Origin of the sequence: Enterococcus sp. AZ084, from assembly GCF_051714905.1 — a bacterium.
Taxonomy (GTDB): Bacteria; Bacillota; Bacilli; order Lactobacillales; family Enterococcaceae; genus Enterococcus_B; species Enterococcus_B pernyi.
The window spans coordinates 3,021,904-3,036,907 of the sequence record NZ_JBIOSS010000001.1 but is presented as its reverse complement, the minus strand read 5'-3'; the positions used below and the strand labels follow the sequence as shown (position 1 = coordinate 3,036,907).

Here is a 15,004-nt window from a genome sequence, read left to right as displayed (position 1 = left end):
AGTACTTCTCGAAGAAAAAAGCTGATGAAGTTATTGAAGGGGAACAATCCTCGTATCAAAAGAAATTCCCAGCAAGCAAGTTTTCAGAGAAAGCAAAGAAAAAACGATAAGAATAATGTGAATTCGGAACCTTTAGGTAGTACCAATAAAGGCAAATCGGTCAACACCCAGAGCATCCATCGACGACAAAGAATTCGAGAGAGTCGAAGGGATGAGCTAAAGCAACAGCAACATGATTCAATGATGCGCCCTAATAAAGTCGATACAACCATCGCTCCTGCTCCTGTTACTAATAACAACACAGATCAAAAAAAAGAAAAAGCGAACACTCAAGCAATTTTTAATCAAAAGAACCGCCATCAACAGATTCGTGAACAACAAAAGAAAAATACTACCTACAAAGGATACACCAGTAAAGCAAAACTAGAAAAGCAACAAGGACAACAAGAAAAAATTAGTTCTAACACAACAAATATACGTCATAAAAATCAAAAAAGAGCCTTGCATCTTTCTAAAAATGAACAGCTTGAAAAAAAGAAAAGAAACAATAAGCGAAAAGAAGGAAAAAAGAAGGTTGCAGCTAAAAGGAATATGCGGGCCAAATTAGATAATATGTTGAAAGATCAAATTTCGCCTAAAAATCCTTTTAAAAATAAAATCAAAGACTTGATTATTGATAAGGTTGGGCGAGATGAAGAGGGTAATTTGAATTTGGTTGGTATGCTTATCACCATACTTATTATTCTAAAGTTACCTATCTTATTGAAATTGATCGTAGTCATCTTGATTGTTGCAGTGATCATTGCGATCATTTCGATTTTCGTTTCTTTTTGGACAACGATTTTAAGTTTATTTGTCGTAAAAACAGAGTCGATGATGATTACCGAAGCATACAACTATGTCACGTGGTTAGATACTTATAAAAACAAAGAGGTATATGATACGTACAATCGACTAGTTGATGATCCGGAGCATGATGAGGTTTATTTTGAAGTAAACGGGATTGAATCTGATCCAGAGCAATTTATGTATGTATCCAATGGAGATAACTATATCTACTACTTAAATGCAAAATTTGAAGATTATGATATCGATAATATTGCCATTGCTACCTATCGAAAAAGAGTGGCTGAAAAAACAGGTGTCTGGATTCCATGGTCATGGAGGGATAACACATATGCTGTTTTTCAGGACGCACCACACCCATTATCACCTGAACCTATCAAAGTATTCACTGTAAAAGATGAAATCCATGCATTACATGACATGGTCTACAACTACACGACCGTCATTGAAAAAGACAAAGAAGTTGAAACCGTTGTGATCACGGTGGATAAAGAAACAGGTGAAGAGCATACCGAAGTGAAACGTGAGAAAAAAGATGTTGCGACCGTCAAAATCAATGTCCAAACAATTGGTGAAATGTTTGACTCGGATCCTGAAGTAGAAGTCTATGTGGCTAGGCGTTATTCAAGAGATGACGATTACTATGGACGAGTCATTGCTTTTGATGAAGATGAAGTAGATAAATATTACCCAATCATGGAGAAAGATCGCTTTGAAGATAAAATTTTCATGGCTAATCCATTTGGTAAGATGAACTACGCAAACGTGGTGGATAATTTTGGCTATCGTCGACGTGATCCCAATACGCAACATTACCAAATCGCTTTGGAAGCAGAACCTGGAACACCTGTTTATGCCACCACCTTTGAGACAGTGGAAAGTATCAACTATAGTTATCAGGCGGGTCATACAGATGGTTCAGCGCCTGTAACAACAGCAATAGAAACGGATACAGGTCTATATTATGCGTATTATGTCAATATTGATCCAGTAGTGAGGCCAGGAAGAACCTTAGAAGCAGGTGATTTGATTGGCTATACAAGAAATCAGTTTGATGGGAATTTATTAGTTGCGATGAAAGAATATCGCTTCTGGCATAAAGATCCTGATGTTTATCCAGCGATCTACATCAATAATTTAGTCTTTAGTACGGATACCAACTTAGCCTATATGCGTAATGGTGGCGGGTTACATGGGAATCTGATCAATCCCCCATTAGCAGTTACTAAATGGCAAAACAGAGTTGCGGAACAAACGAGCAAACATGGCATTGAAGCATTTACTAATGCCATTTTATCCATGATATGGGTAGAATCTGGTGGAAATGAAGCCATTCAGCCAGATATCATGAATGCGCAACTGGCACTATCATCTCCAGACCGAATCACTACGCCAGAGGAATCGATTGAAAAAGGCGTCGAATATTTTGCTTATCTGCTCAAAAAAGCACAAAGCAATAATCTGAATGGTCTGGCAGCGGTTCAAGCCTATAATTATGGCGAAGCGTATCTTGATGATCTGATCAAACGAAATGCGCCTTATTCCTTTGAAGATGCGCGCTTGTATGCGCAAATGAAAAGTAATAATCAAACCATTCCATTCAATCATATCGTCGCGCAAGGATTGGGCTATAACTGGCGATACATCTTTGGCAATATGTTTTATACCGCCATGGTTACAAGAAATATCATGGCAGATACAGGCAGACTAGCTGAGCTTGCTAGAAGAGAACTTGGTAATCCGAATGGTGAGAAGTATTGGCGATGGGCTGGATTCAACAATCGAATGGAGTGGTCAGCTGTATTTGTTTCGTGGATAGCGAATGAAGCGGGATACTTGGAACAAGGACGAGTATTGAATACAGCAAATGTTCTTGATATGAAAGAATGGTTTGAGGCGAATGATAAGTTCAAAACACATGATGAAAACTATGTTCCTCAATCTGGTGATCTTGTATTTTTTGACTGGACTGGTGGAAGAACAGGAAAAGATCATGTAGGAATCGTTGAATATTCTGGCGGAAATATTATTCAGGTCATCGAAGGTAACTCTGACAATCTAGTAAGAAGAAGAACTTACGCCATTGGAAGTAATGTTATTTCAGGATATGGCCTGCCATAAGAAGATAACACTGAAAATAATTGACAGATGGTTTAGAGGATATCTTGAAAGGAGGAAGTATGTTAAAAAATTTTTTAGAAACAGAGTCAGGTAAAAAAATAATTATCGGACTTGGATTGTTTGTTGCTGTGGTTGCTGGACTCGTAGGGTATTCATTAATGAATACTGCACAAGAAAATACAGGTAAATCAACAGACTCAACGACAGAAGAACAAGCAACAACAGAGTCAAGAGATCGTTTTAACGCAACGATCTACAGTGGCACCTGGTATTCTAATCTACCAGATGATACAGAAATCGTATTAGCAACTGATGGAACCTATAAAGTCTCCAGTGATTGGTTTGAATCAGGGACCTATTATTTAAATACAAGTGGTCAGGTAGTTTTAGAAAACGATAATAAGCAAACCAAAGAATTTGCCCTACAAACTAAGATGGGAAATACGATCTTATATCGAGAAGATGATGGGGAAGATGTGTATCTTTATCCTACAGAAGAAGTAAAAGCGCAGTTAGAAGCAGAAATTTCTGAGCAGATTGAAGCCGCGCAACGAGCAGTTTCACAAATGTGGATGGATATCTTGATGCAAGGAACATGGGAAAATACGAACAATAGTCGTTCCTTTACATTAAAGTTTGGAGAAGACACATTTACTCAGAAAAAAATTGAAGAAGGGAGATCAGATGAAGAAGTAACGTTTGAGTATCGAATTGTTTCATTTGATACCGATCATGAGGGTGCCAACTTTGTCGTCAATCGAACAGACAGTGGGAATCTACAAAAAACAATCACTTTTAGAATCACTGAAGAAGCGAATCAATACAGGTTGCTTGGAAATGAAGGAAGCTTCCAATGGAATACTCTATTTAAAAAGCCGTATGAGTCTGTACAAATGACACAAGATGGAACGAGTCGTTCAGACTCCTCAAGAACACAAGAAACCACAGATGAAGAGGGCAATACAGTCACTATAACAGAAAGAGATGTGACCTAAATGCATAATAATACAGACAAAGATCCAGAAATCGATAAGCTCGAGAATATTTTTAAAAGAATGTTTCAAAAAGGGCCAATTTGGCTCTATAGATTCGTAAAAACAGCTTTCCGATTAGGAATGAAAGTATATCGAAAAGTTCAGGTATTTCGACAAAAACGTAAAGAAGCACGAGAAAATCCAAAAAGTAAAGAGCCAAAAGAAAAAGGCATTCTAGGCAGAGCTTGGCATTTCTTAAGGCAAAAATACAGAACGTATCAGCAAAATCGTGCAGATGGAAGAGAAAAGTTAATAGACAAAGAGTCAAAAGACAAGGGAACTTTGTCTAAAGCCTGGAACTCTATTAAGCGGAAACTTGTTATCAGTAGAGACCATCTGACCAGAGAACAGGGGACTGCCTCAATGTCCCATGGACGAAGTTCAGCTGAAAAGCCCTTACTGTCTAGAAGTAATTCAGCTGAAAAAGGCGGCACTCCAGATGGAAAGCCAAGACTATCCGCAATGACGAATAGAGCGAATAGACAAGCAAAACTACACAATGATGCATTAAGAACTCAGGGATTGACAAGAAATTCACTAGCAAAAGGTACACCATTACCAACGAGATAGTCTGTAGAACTAGAGAAAGAGGTCGGGAAAGAAGTGTTCAGCCTCGAGAAATAAGGCGCCATCCACGAAAATTGTTTTTCAAATTTTTGTGGATGGCGCCTTATTTCCGATGAGGTTACTTCTGTTCCCGCCGTTTATTCGGTTTTAGGTGGTACAAGAGGACTAATGTCCCAGACACTTTTATGTCTATAGTTGATTGAGAAGAATCGTTGCGAATAAACCAAGTGCATAACTACTGTTGAACAAAATCATATTTTTGATTGAATAGCTAAAACTGATAGGCTGCGGCAGACTCTCTTTGAATAGCTGAAGATTAAGATATATTTTTGGTAAAGTCAAGAAAGCCAGAAGGATCGGCCATTGAAAAATACCACTGATCAGACCTATTAAAAGAATCAGATAGCACGCATACATCAAAAGTTGAAAAAGCATGATACCGATTGGACGACCAATGTAGAAAACTAACGTGTACCGATGATTTTCAATATCTCGCTCCAAATCGCGTAAATTATTCGCTAACATAATATTGGCTATCGTAAAAACAAGTGGGAGTGCTGCAAGAAAGATGGCGGCTACGGCCCAGATATTGCCAGATAAATTGAAGGTGCCAGTTGCTAAAGACAGGGTTAAATCAAATAGATCGCTGCGATGAGTGTTGATATAGATGACCATTGTAAAGATCCCTAAACCCATGGTAAAACCACTGAAAATCTCTCCTAATGGCATACGTGATAAAGGGATAGGACCAAAAGTATAAAAAATCCCAATAAAACAACAAATCATCCCCATCAGCAACAATAACCAACCGGTCCGCAATGTCAGTAATATACCGATGACTAAGACAAAAGCAATCATTCCTAAAATCATGTTTCGTACGAGTTTTGGTGAAATACCAGTCCGTCCAATGACGTTCTCTTCATATTTATAAATTTCCGAATGTGCTTTTTCATAATCCATATAGTTATTGATTGCGGTAGTGGCTAAGTCAAAGACAAGCATACCAATAAAAAACAGTAAAGTGTTCAGCCACTGTATTTCGTGAAAAAAAGCGATAGAGAATAAAACCCCTATCGCAAAAGGAAATACACTAGCGACCTTCGTACGTAGTTCAACTACTTCTAAAAAGATTTTTAGTGTCATATCAGTTACTCCTTAGTTTAATTCAGAACGATCACCCATAGTATATTTTGAATCTTCAGCGAGTTTGAAAGTGTCTTTGATTGGATCTGTCACATAGACCTTATCATCTTTTGTCACAAAAATCGCCTCAGTTCCATCATTCAGTTTATCCTCGATGTAAGCCAAGCCATCTTTGACACCCATGGCGAAGACCGCAGTAGATAGTCCGTCTCCATCAATGGATTGATCGGTGATGATCGTGACACCAGCGATGTCGTTGTCAAAAGGATAGCCGGTTTTAGGGTCGAACAAGTGATGATATTTCACGCCATCAACTTCCAAGTAGCGCTCATAGATTCCAGATGTGACTAATGTTTTATTTCGTTCTTTGATCGAGCCGAGGATCGTTCCACGGGCAAGATTCGGATCTTGAATACCGACTGTCCAATCTTGATCTTCTCCTCTAGGACTGTGTCCAAGAACATAGACATTCCCACCTAGATCGACGATCGCCGTCGTTACATCATGGTCTTTCAAGACTTTGACGACTTCATCAGTGATGAATCCTTTCGCAATGGCACCTAGGTCAAGGATCATGCCTTTTTCTTGCAAGTAAACCGTCTTTTCTTCATCATTGAATTGGACTTTATGATAATCCACTAACTTCAATGCTTCATCGATTTCTGCTTGTGATGGTTTACGTGCATCGTCAAAGCCGATACGCCATAGTTGTGTGATTGGACCGATTGCCATATCAAAGCCTCCATGAGAGTCCTCGCTGTACTCATACGCACGTTTTAATAAACGGTACACATCGTCAGATACTTTGACTGGTTTGATTCCTGCTTGTTGATTGATTTCATCAACTTCGGAGCCGCTTTGATTGATCGTGATTTTATCGCCTAACTCTTTGACTCGGTCAAAAGCAGGTTTTAATACGTCTTCTTTCCCTTCATCGTAGATACGGATACGAACGTAAGTACCAAGCAAAAATTGTTCGTCTGTGTAAGGGTCAGAAAGCAGTGAAGTGTTGTTCTCTTGTTTTCCTTCAGTTGTTTGATCTGTGCTGCAACCCGCAATGGTCAGTAGGCACAAGAGCAAGACAAAAGGAAGTAATCGTTTCTTCAACATCTATTCCTCATTTCTTTTTATCTATTTCATGTTCCGCATAAAGAGAAATCTCTAAGCGAAATCAAAAGTAAGTTCATGCTTTGTATTCTAATATAATCTGGCAGGAATGAACATCTTTTTTTCGGGGGATGTGGTGTTTGTAGGGATAGCACAGAAAAAGAGATGTGACAGTTGCCACATCTCCAAAAGGATTATCGTAAAGGCAGATGAGCCTTCTGTTAGACAAAGTTTATTTTGTCACAATGTTATCGACTTCAATTGTTTGTGTATCGCCTTTTTCAGCAGCATTGACTAACTGTTGTGCGTACATGATGAATGAATGTGCACTGTGAGTTGCGCCAGTTACTACTTCTACATCTGCTGGAGAACCATCTTCTTCGCCCATTGCTGAAACAAGTTCATCGTTTAATTCTGGGATGTAAGTTTGAGGGTCAGTACCAGATTTTTCTTTCATCTTTTCGTTGTACTCTGTATCATCTTGTTTTGATTTGCCATCTGCATCGATGTAATCAAAGTTTGATTCAGTGACTTTGCCATCTGCAACTGTCAATTCAAATTGCACACGATAGCCATTTGAATAGTTTTTCTCTTCTAACTTGTATGTGCCGTCTTTAAGTTCTGCACCATTATCGATTTCAATCGTTTCAGTGTTACCCGCTTGAGCCGCTTGGATCAATTGTTGTGCGTAGTTTTGGAAACTTTCTGATGAATGTGTCGCACCAGTCACAACTTCTACACCACTTGCGCTTTGTGCGCTTAGCAACTGTTCATTTAATTCAGGAATGAATGTTTCTGGATTTGTACCAGCTTTTGCTTTCATGTTTTCGTTGTATTCAGCATCATCCATTTTAGATTTGCCATCTTCGTTCACATTGTCATAATTAGACTCAGTGATCTTGCCGTCTTTTACGACCATTTCAAAGACTGAACGGTAACCATTAGAGTAGTTTTTTTCTTCTAACTTGTATGTACCGTCTTGTAATTCTCCACCAGCAACGATTTCTTTAGTTGATTCTGTTGTACTAGTTTCTGTTGTAGAAGATTGTGCAGTAGAAGTAGAAGAAGATGTACTACTTGAACTATCATTGTTATCTGATCCACAAGCTCCTAGCATCAATGTTGAGAATGCTAATACCGCAAACCCCGTAACAAACCGATTTTTCTTCATTTTTTAACCCCGCCATTTCATTTTTTGTCCACAAATTCCTTGTGATTCATTATACATTCTAATGGATATCATCAATAAGTCAACCGTTTTAAAAAAATAACGACAGTGATTTAATTGAGCGTTTTCTTTCTGGAAATTTCGTGAAAAACAGGCGTTTTTATTGTAATAAAAAAAACATAAAAAGGTGTTAGACAAATATACAAAACATCTATATAATGTATAAAGATTGTGTAATCATTATCAAATTGAAAAAACGATCAACTATTAATAATTTATATAGATGAAAAATAAGGAGCGGATATTCAATGACAAAGCAAAATATTGTCGTTGTGGGTGCTGGTTATGCGGGTGTTTCAGCTACAAAACACTTAGCGAAGAAACTGAAAAAAGAAGACGTAACAATCACATTGATTGATCGTCATTCGTACCACACGATGATGACAGAACTTCACGAAGTTGCAGGCGGACGTGTGGAACCAGAGGCGATCCAGTACGATTTACAACGATTATTTGCAAGACAAAAAAATGTAGATCTAGTGACTGATACAGTAATTGGCATCGACAAAGAGAAAAAAATCGTCAAAACCAAATTAGGCGCTTATCCATTCGATCAATTGATTTTAGGTATGGGTGGTGAACCAAATGATTTTGGTACACCAGGTGTTAAAGAAAATGGCTTTACTCTTTGGTCATTTGAAGATTCCGTTAAGATCCGTAAGCACATTGAGAAAACAGTCGAAAAAGCAGCATTAGAACCAGACGAAAAATTGCGTAAGGCAATGTTAACGTTTGTTGTATGTGGTTCTGGGTTTACGGGAATCGAAATGATCGGTGAGTTAGTGGATTGGAAAGATCGTTTAGCCAAAGACTACAAACTAGATGCAAATGAGATTACACTAATGGTTGTTGAAGCAATGCCAACGATTTTGAATATGTTGGATCGTAATGATGCAGCCAAAGCAGAACGTTATTTAAATAAAAAGAATGTTGAGCTATTGTTGAATGCGCCAATCGTTGAAGTCGCTCCTGACCATATCAAATTAAAAGACGGTCGTGAAGTGCCTACGCATACCTTGATTTGGACAGCAGGTGTTAAAGGAACAACCGATGCGGCTGATTTCGGATTAGAGACTGCACGTGGCCAACGTTTAGTAGCAAACGAATATATGCAAGCAAAAGGCTATGAAGAACAAAATATCTACATCATTGGTGATTTAGTGTATTACGAAGAATTCCCTAATACACCAACACCACAAATCGTTCAAGCCGCAGAACAAACCGGTCATACAGCTGCAGCGAATATCGTGGCTTCGATCAAAGGTGGCGAGAAACATAAATTTAAAGGGAACTACCAAGGATTTATGGTTTCTGTCGGCGCCAAATGGGGTGTAGCGAACTTATTTGACAAGATCCATTTAAGTGGCTTTTTAGCAATTATCATGAAGCATATCGTCAACTTGAAATATTTCTTTGATATCCGTTCAGGTTATTATATGTTCCAATATATGATGCACGAATTCTTCCATATCAAAGATGATCGCAATGTGACTCGTGGACATTCTTCTCGTTACGGTAATGTTTTATGGAGCGTCCCATTACGAATCTTCTACGGTCTCGTTTGGTTAGTTGAAGCTTCTAAGAAAATGATTGGTAACGGTGAAGTATTAAAACCAAGTACTTGGTTTGGTGAAGGTTCATGGTTTACTGGTAACAGTGTGTTCCCTTGGACTTGGGAATACAATGTAGCAGATGTAGCAAGTGGTGCTTCAGCAGCAGGTGATGCAACAACAGCTGCGAGCGGTGCAGGTGCAACAACTGGAGAAGCAGCAACACAAGCGGCACATTTTGGCTTGAGCTACGCATATGGTGAAGAACCAATGGCAGTGATCGATAAATCACCAGACTGGTTCAACAGCATCATGCAAGTCATCATGCCAAATAACGATGTAGCGATGTTCTTCCAAAAATTCATGGTCTTCTTTGAAATCGCGTTAGCGTTAGCATTGATTGCCGGTTTATTCACTTGGTTATGTAGTGCAACAACGATTGTTTTAGTTATCACATTCTGTATTTCTGGTATGTTCTACTGGGTAAACATCTGGTTCATCTTTGTGGCGTTTGCCTTGATGAATGGTTCAGGTCGTGCGATCGGTTTGGATCGTTGGGTGATTCCTTGGTTACAGAAAACACTAGGTAATTGGTGGTACGGGAAACCAAAGGCACGTTACGGCGAATAGAGAAAGTTAACAATTCAAATAATCAAAATGATTTTAGCAACTAAAATCATGACATGAGAAGAAATAAGGAGGAGCTTGGGGTGTGCAAACATTCCAAGCTCGTCTTTTTCTTAAATAGGTTCGTATAAAGATGATGAATCGCTCAAATCCTTGAATTAGCTGTGTTGTGCCTCTCATTCACAACCTTCGTTATTCATGGTAAAATTGGAGCAATCAAACGAGGAGAAAAAGGGAGTGAGTACTTGAAAGAATTTATTCAAAAAAGTTTATTAAAACCTTGGGATATCATCATTATTCTTTTGTTAGTCATGCTCTCATTCTTACCGGTTGTCATCTTTAGTTATCAACAAGTGGACGCAACACCAAATAAAGAAGCGGTGCTACGAGTCGATGGAACAGAAATCAAGACTTTTCCTTTAGTAGCTGAAACCAAAGCTTATACCTATTTATATGAAGACGATCACGGCGATAAAAATGTGATCGAGATTGATGGGGAACGAATTCGGATCAAAGAAGCAGACTGCGACGACCAGATTTGCGTTCGCCGAGGATGGGCAACGAATCAAGGAGAAACAATCGTTTGTTTGCCTCACAAATTAGTGATCGAAGTGCGATCAACAGACGGGAGTGGGGAAGACAGTCTGATTTATTAGACGGTTCACGTCATGAGTAAATTACAAAAAATGATCTATATATCTTTATTAGTTGCCCAAGGTGTGATCATCGGTTTATTGGAAAATATGATTCCTTATCCTTTCGCTTTTGCGCCAGGTGCAAAACTAGGATTGGCTAATTTGATTACGATTGTGGCAATTTTTACAATGAAAAAACGAGATAGCTTCTTATTACTTTGGTTGCGTTTATTTTTGACCACGTTATTAGGCGGCACGATTTCGACGTTTCTTTATAGTATGAGTGGTGCGTTGTTGAGTTATGTAGGGATGTTGATAGTCAAACAACTGGGTCCTAAAAGAGTTAGCATTATTGGCATCAGCGCGACAGGTGGATTTATGCATAATGTCGGTCAGTTATTGACCGCGTCATTTATCGCACAATCATGGACAGTCATGCTCTACTTACCGATTTTGTCATTCCTAGGTATTCTATCAGGATTGGCCATAGGGATAGCTGCTAATTATCTGCTGAAACATGTGAGAACACTTCAGCGTTTCCAAGCAGACTATGATCGACAGACCAATAGTCAATGGCAATCGGTATTTCTGAAAAAATAAGCGTTATACAAGGAGTTTTTTTATGAAGTTACATCAAATGTGGGTGGACTATCCAACGATCCAAGTGGAATTGAACCAAACACTAAAAAAAATGGAAAGTGTTGTTCGGCTGAAAAACAAACCAGTAGAAGAAGCGATAAAAGAAACGATTCATGCAGGTGGAAAGTTACTGCGTCCGGCGTATCAACTATTATTTGCTCAATTTGGCCCGGAGCAAGATCGCGATAAAGCCATTTCGTTGGCAGCATCTATTGAAATGCTACACATTGCGACGTTGATCCATGATGATATCGTTGATGAAGCTGACTTACGCAGAGGACAGCCAAACTTACGTAGCCGTTTTGGCAATAGTGTCGCTGTTTATGCCGGAGATTATTTATTTGTTTGTTGTTTCAAACTCTTGTCCGAATATACCTCCTCCTTAAAGAGTATGCAATTAAATGCACGAAGTATGGAAAAAGTATTGAATGGCGAGCTCGGGCAAATGGATGATAGATACAATACCCAGTTGACGGTTGAAGAATACTTACAGAATATTTCTGGTAAAACCGCTGAGCTTTTTCAACTTAGTTGTTTTGTAGGTGCATACGAAAGTGGCACAAGCGAACGTTTTGCAAAAAAAGCCGGGGATATCGGGTTAGCGATCGGCATGGCGTTTCAAATCATTGATGACATTTTAGATTATACAAAACAGAGCGAAGACATCGGCAAGCCTGTATTGGAAGACATTCGTCAAGGGGTGTATTCTTTACCTTTGATCTATGCGTTACAAACAGACAAAAAAGCAGAATTACTTGAATATTTGTCCAAAGAAAAACAAATGACACAAGCAGAAGCTGAGAAGGTTCAACAATTAGTTATTGAAGCACAAGGAGTCGAAAGCGCCCAGAAGTTGGCAGAATCCTATACGAAACAAGCACTAAAAGAAATCAAAAAATTGCCAAATACCTCGGTACAAACAAAAGAAACATTAGAAACTTTGACGTCATTGATCCTAAGACGGGCAGACTAAGTTATATAAAAATGATATGACAGAAGTGTTCAGCTCCGAGAAATAAGCGTGAAACCCTGAAAATTGTTCTTCAAATTTTTGGGGTTTCACGCTTATGTCTGAAGGAGTTGCTTCTGGAATACCATTTATTCGGTTCTAGGAGATGCAAGGTGACTAATGTCCCAGGCTCATTTTTTTCTTTGCACAGAAAAAGTGGTTTTGCACCTTCTGAAAGAAAGAGGTATGCTAAATAATAGGTATCGCATGGTGACTGATTTCCATTTAGTAGTTCCATACGTATCAGTAGTTTGTTGCTCTTAAAAACATGAACCATCAATAGAATGGACATGGGTCGTTTATCGAACAGGGGCTTACATCGTTTTATTTATGGACGTAAGTACATAAAGTGACGGAGGAAGAATAAAGGAGGGAAATCAAAGCACATAAGAAATAATACATAATATTGAGTGAACCATGGACAAAACAAGTAGTTAAAACATTCATTTTTTGTTTATTCTGACAATCAGTATCGTTAACATTTTGGGGGAAATGTCGCTGAATGACAAGAATAAATGAGTCAATAAAAACCAGTGAAAGCCTTATGCAGTCCTGACTGATAAGGAAATCACTGGTTTTTTTATTTTTTATCTTCCAAGGCTCGGGCTAGTTTGTGGTCGATTGTTTCGCGAGTGGCTATCTTGTGTTAGATGATTGTTTTCTGTTTGGCGATGTGCATGATTGATCCTATCTTTTAATGTAAATTTCTGAGTCTCAGGTGAAATCTTTTTTTGTAATGATTCGGCCTGTACCTTATGATTAGCCTTCCCAACTTCTTTGTCTGTGTGATCGCGTTTTTGGGAAGGCTCCTCTTTATCCATTCCATTTACCAATGTTTTTGCATCAAACTTTATTTTTTGCTGTCGATTCGCATAAGGTTCTTTAGAGATACTTTTATGTGTTTCATTGAACTTACGATTCGCTTCTGCAACAGCATTTACCACTTCTTTTTTTGTTCGGTCACGTATTTCAGGGAGTGGCGCATCTTTTTCATTCCTTTTACTATCACTAGGAATTGTTTCGTAGATCGGTTCAGCAGAGTCTGTGTATCGTTCGACAAGTTTATCTACTTGTTTTGGCGACAACTTGTCGATTTTATCAAGTAATTCTTGCGCTCTTTTTTCATTATTTTTGATGCCAGCTGTTAGTTCCCTATATTTTTTTGAAGATGTGGAACGATCACTAAGCTGTTCTCTTTTTTCCTTTAGCTCTTGGATCCTAGCTACTGTATTCATCAGGCTTTTTGTCAGTTGCTTGATTTCTGTAGCAGGATTTTTTGGTAGATGCTTACTCAATTCCCTTGAACGCTGTCTCATCTTTTCTACTGACATAATATTCTCTTTACGATTATCCATAATTAGTTCCTCATCTCTTGTCTTAGTTACATAAACAAAAATAGCATTTTAATCTTCGTGATTTATACCGATAATTTCTAAGTAGAGAAAATTAGTGTGAGCATTTCTTGCTCTTGAAACATGAGCGAGAAAACAAAGAGGAGGAAAGTATGCATGATAGCAGAAAACAGGAGATCGACCATGATTTTTGATCAATCTCCTGAATTATTTTGTTTAGTATGAAGCTGTTTTATTTTTAAATTGTATGGCTAGTTTTTGGTCGATTGTTCAGTGTAGAATTTGCCTTTTCTTGGGCGTTCGCTTTGACCTTTTCCTGTGCGTTAGCTAACTTCTCAGTCAATGGCGGTTTCAGAATACCTTTTATAGGCTCTGCTTTTAAAGTTTTAATCTGATCAATCAATAATTTCTTTTGGTTCATTAAGTCTTCTTTATTTTTTCTACCAAATAAATTCATGATTTTGCCAGTTAACGTCTTATTTCTTTTTTTAATAGTAGCTAGTTTTTTTTCCGTTTGGTCTAACTTTTTATTGGCTTTATCTAACGAAAGATTTTGACTCATATTATCCTTGATTGGTTTTTTTTTGATTTCGATCGTTTTCTCTCTTTTATCAATAGACTTTGAATCTATATCTTTATGGATTTCATTGAATTTATCATTAGCAGATTTAACAGCCGACTGAATTTCTTCTTTTGATCGAGCCCTTTTTAATGTGATTGGGACATCGATCTCTTCCTTCCTTTTTTTCCTAACTTCAGGAATGGTTTCATAGATAGGTTCATTCATGGTTTTCTCATTGCTTTTCGTGACGCTTTTGTCTTGAGTGAAATGGTTATCTATGTATTTTTCCAATCTATCCGCATGTGCGGGTGAAATTTTTTCAATTTTTGCATATAACACATGAACTCTTTTTCTATGGGTTTTGATAGCGTCTGTTAATTCCTGATACTTTTCCGAAGATTTAGATGTATCCCCAAGCTCCGCTAGATTTCCTTTTAACTCTTCAATCTTATTCTCAGAGTTGATAATTTGATTCGACAGTTGAGTGATTGCTGTTTTTTCTCCCTGTGTGATTGGTTGCTTATCTTGCTCATTCTTAGCCATATCTATCTCCTTCTCTTATTCGTTATACATAAACAAACATA

Annotated in this window: 12 protein-coding genes; 7 read left to right on the top strand and 5 right to left on the bottom strand. The window is 38.1% G+C overall.

Annotated elements, in window-relative coordinates:
* Window positions 1–24 precede the first annotated feature (24 nt).
* The 3 genes from IGI79_RS13655 to IGI79_RS13645 are packed head-to-tail and all read left to right on the top strand — an operon-like array spanning window position 25 to window position 4,571.
* Window positions 25–2,967, top strand: a complete 2,943-nt coding sequence (locus IGI79_RS13655) for a lysozyme family protein (protein WP_242695356.1) — start codon at window positions 25–27, stop codon at window positions 2,965–2,967.
* 59 nt (window positions 2,968–3,026) lie between these two features.
* Window positions 3,027–3,962: a hypothetical protein gene (locus tag IGI79_RS13650; RefSeq protein WP_104776046.1), complete on the top strand. Its 936-nt coding sequence runs from the start codon at window positions 3,027–3,029 to the stop codon at window positions 3,960–3,962.
* Window positions 3,963–4,571 carry a hypothetical protein gene (locus IGI79_RS13645; protein WP_066026289.1) on the top strand — a complete coding sequence of 203 codons (609 nt, stop codon included), beginning with the start codon at window positions 3,963–3,965 and terminating at the stop codon, window positions 4,569–4,571.
* A gap of 186 nt (window positions 4,572–4,757) precedes the next feature.
* Here IGI79_RS13645 and menA read toward each other — a convergent pair whose 3' ends face one another.
* The 3 genes from menA to pplA form a co-directional block, all read right to left on the bottom strand.
* A complete protein-coding gene (gene menA, locus IGI79_RS13640; protein ID WP_010733913.1) occupies window positions 4,758–5,711 on the bottom strand; it encodes a 1,4-dihydroxy-2-naphthoate polyprenyltransferase in 954 nt (317 codons plus the stop codon).
* A gap of 12 nt (window positions 5,712–5,723) precedes the next feature.
* Window positions 5,724–6,821 (bottom strand): FAD:protein FMN transferase, encoded by a 1,098-nt coding sequence (locus IGI79_RS13635; protein ID WP_010733914.1) that lies wholly within the window; start codon window positions 6,819–6,821, stop codon window positions 5,724–5,726.
* Window positions 6,822–7,050: 229 nt separating this feature from the next.
* Window positions 7,051–7,989: an extracellular electron transfer flavoprotein PplA gene (pplA, locus tag IGI79_RS13630; protein WP_010733915.1), complete on the bottom strand. Its 939-nt coding sequence runs from the start codon at window positions 7,987–7,989 to the stop codon at window positions 7,051–7,053.
* 305 nt (window positions 7,990–8,294) lie between these two features.
* Between pplA and IGI79_RS13625 the strand changes: the two genes are divergently transcribed.
* The 4 genes from IGI79_RS13625 to IGI79_RS13610 all read left to right on the top strand — a co-directional run bounded on the left by IGI79_RS13625 (window position 8,295) and on the right by IGI79_RS13610 (window position 12,470).
* Window positions 8,295–10,226 (top strand): NAD(P)/FAD-dependent oxidoreductase, encoded by a 1,932-nt coding sequence (locus tag IGI79_RS13625; protein ID WP_019722800.1) that lies wholly within the window; start codon window positions 8,295–8,297, stop codon window positions 10,224–10,226.
* A 242-nt stretch (window positions 10,227–10,468) separates the two neighbouring features.
* On the top strand, window positions 10,469–10,879 hold the full coding sequence (locus IGI79_RS13620; protein ID WP_104776045.1) for a NusG domain II-containing protein: 411 nt from the start codon (window positions 10,469–10,471) through the stop codon (window positions 10,877–10,879).
* A gap of 12 nt (window positions 10,880–10,891) precedes the next feature.
* A complete protein-coding gene (locus IGI79_RS13615; RefSeq protein WP_010733918.1) occupies window positions 10,892–11,458 on the top strand; it encodes a Gx transporter family protein in 567 nt (188 codons plus the stop codon).
* 22 nt (window positions 11,459–11,480) lie between these two features.
* Window positions 11,481–12,470, top strand: a complete 990-nt coding sequence (locus tag IGI79_RS13610) for a polyprenyl synthetase family protein (protein WP_066026509.1) — start codon at window positions 11,481–11,483, stop codon at window positions 12,468–12,470.
* A gap of 623 nt (window positions 12,471–13,093) precedes the next feature.
* Here the strand turns inward: IGI79_RS13610 and IGI79_RS13605 are convergent.
* Complete coding sequence (locus IGI79_RS13605; protein ID WP_104776044.1) at window positions 13,094–13,861, bottom strand: hypothetical protein; 768 nt, start codon at window positions 13,859–13,861, stop codon at window positions 13,094–13,096.
* 235 nt (window positions 13,862–14,096) lie between these two features.
* Entirely contained in the window at window positions 14,097–14,963 is an 867-nt protein-coding gene (locus IGI79_RS13600) for a hypothetical protein (protein WP_104776043.1), read from the bottom strand.
* Window positions 14,964–15,004 lie beyond the last annotated feature (41 nt).

Bases quoted from the DNA above. Each gene is read 5' to 3' on its own strand.
- IGI79_RS13655 (WP_242695356.1), top strand. From the start codon at position 25: ATGAAGTTATTGAAGGGGAACAATCCTCGTATCAAAAGAAATTCCCAG.
- IGI79_RS13650 (WP_104776046.1), top strand. From the start codon at position 3,027: ATGTTAAAAAATTTTTTAGAAACAGAGTCAGGTAAAAAAATAATTATC.
- IGI79_RS13645 (WP_066026289.1), top strand. From the start codon at position 3,963: ATGCATAATAATACAGACAAAGATCCAGAAATCGATAAGCTCGAGAAT.
- menA (WP_010733913.1), bottom strand. From the start codon at position 5,711: ATGACACTAAAAATCTTTTTAGAAGTAGTTGAACTACGTACGAAGGTC.
- IGI79_RS13635 (WP_010733914.1), bottom strand. From the start codon at position 6,821: ATGTTGAAGAAACGATTACTTCCTTTTGTCTTGCTCTTGTGCCTACTG.
- pplA (WP_010733915.1), bottom strand. From the start codon at position 7,989: ATGAAGAAAAATCGGTTTGTTACGGGGTTTGCGGTATTAGCATTCTCA.
- IGI79_RS13625 (WP_019722800.1), top strand. From the start codon at position 8,295: ATGACAAAGCAAAATATTGTCGTTGTGGGTGCTGGTTATGCGGGTGTT.
- IGI79_RS13615 (WP_010733918.1), top strand. From the start codon at position 10,892: ATGAGTAAATTACAAAAAATGATCTATATATCTTTATTAGTTGCCCAA.
- IGI79_RS13610 (WP_066026509.1), top strand. From the start codon at position 11,481: ATGAAGTTACATCAAATGTGGGTGGACTATCCAACGATCCAAGTGGAA.
- IGI79_RS13605 (WP_104776044.1), bottom strand. From the start codon at position 13,861: ATGGATAATCGTAAAGAGAATATTATGTCAGTAGAAAAGATGAGACAG.
- IGI79_RS13600 (WP_104776043.1), bottom strand. From the start codon at position 14,963: ATGGCTAAGAATGAGCAAGATAAGCAACCAATCACACAGGGAGAAAAA.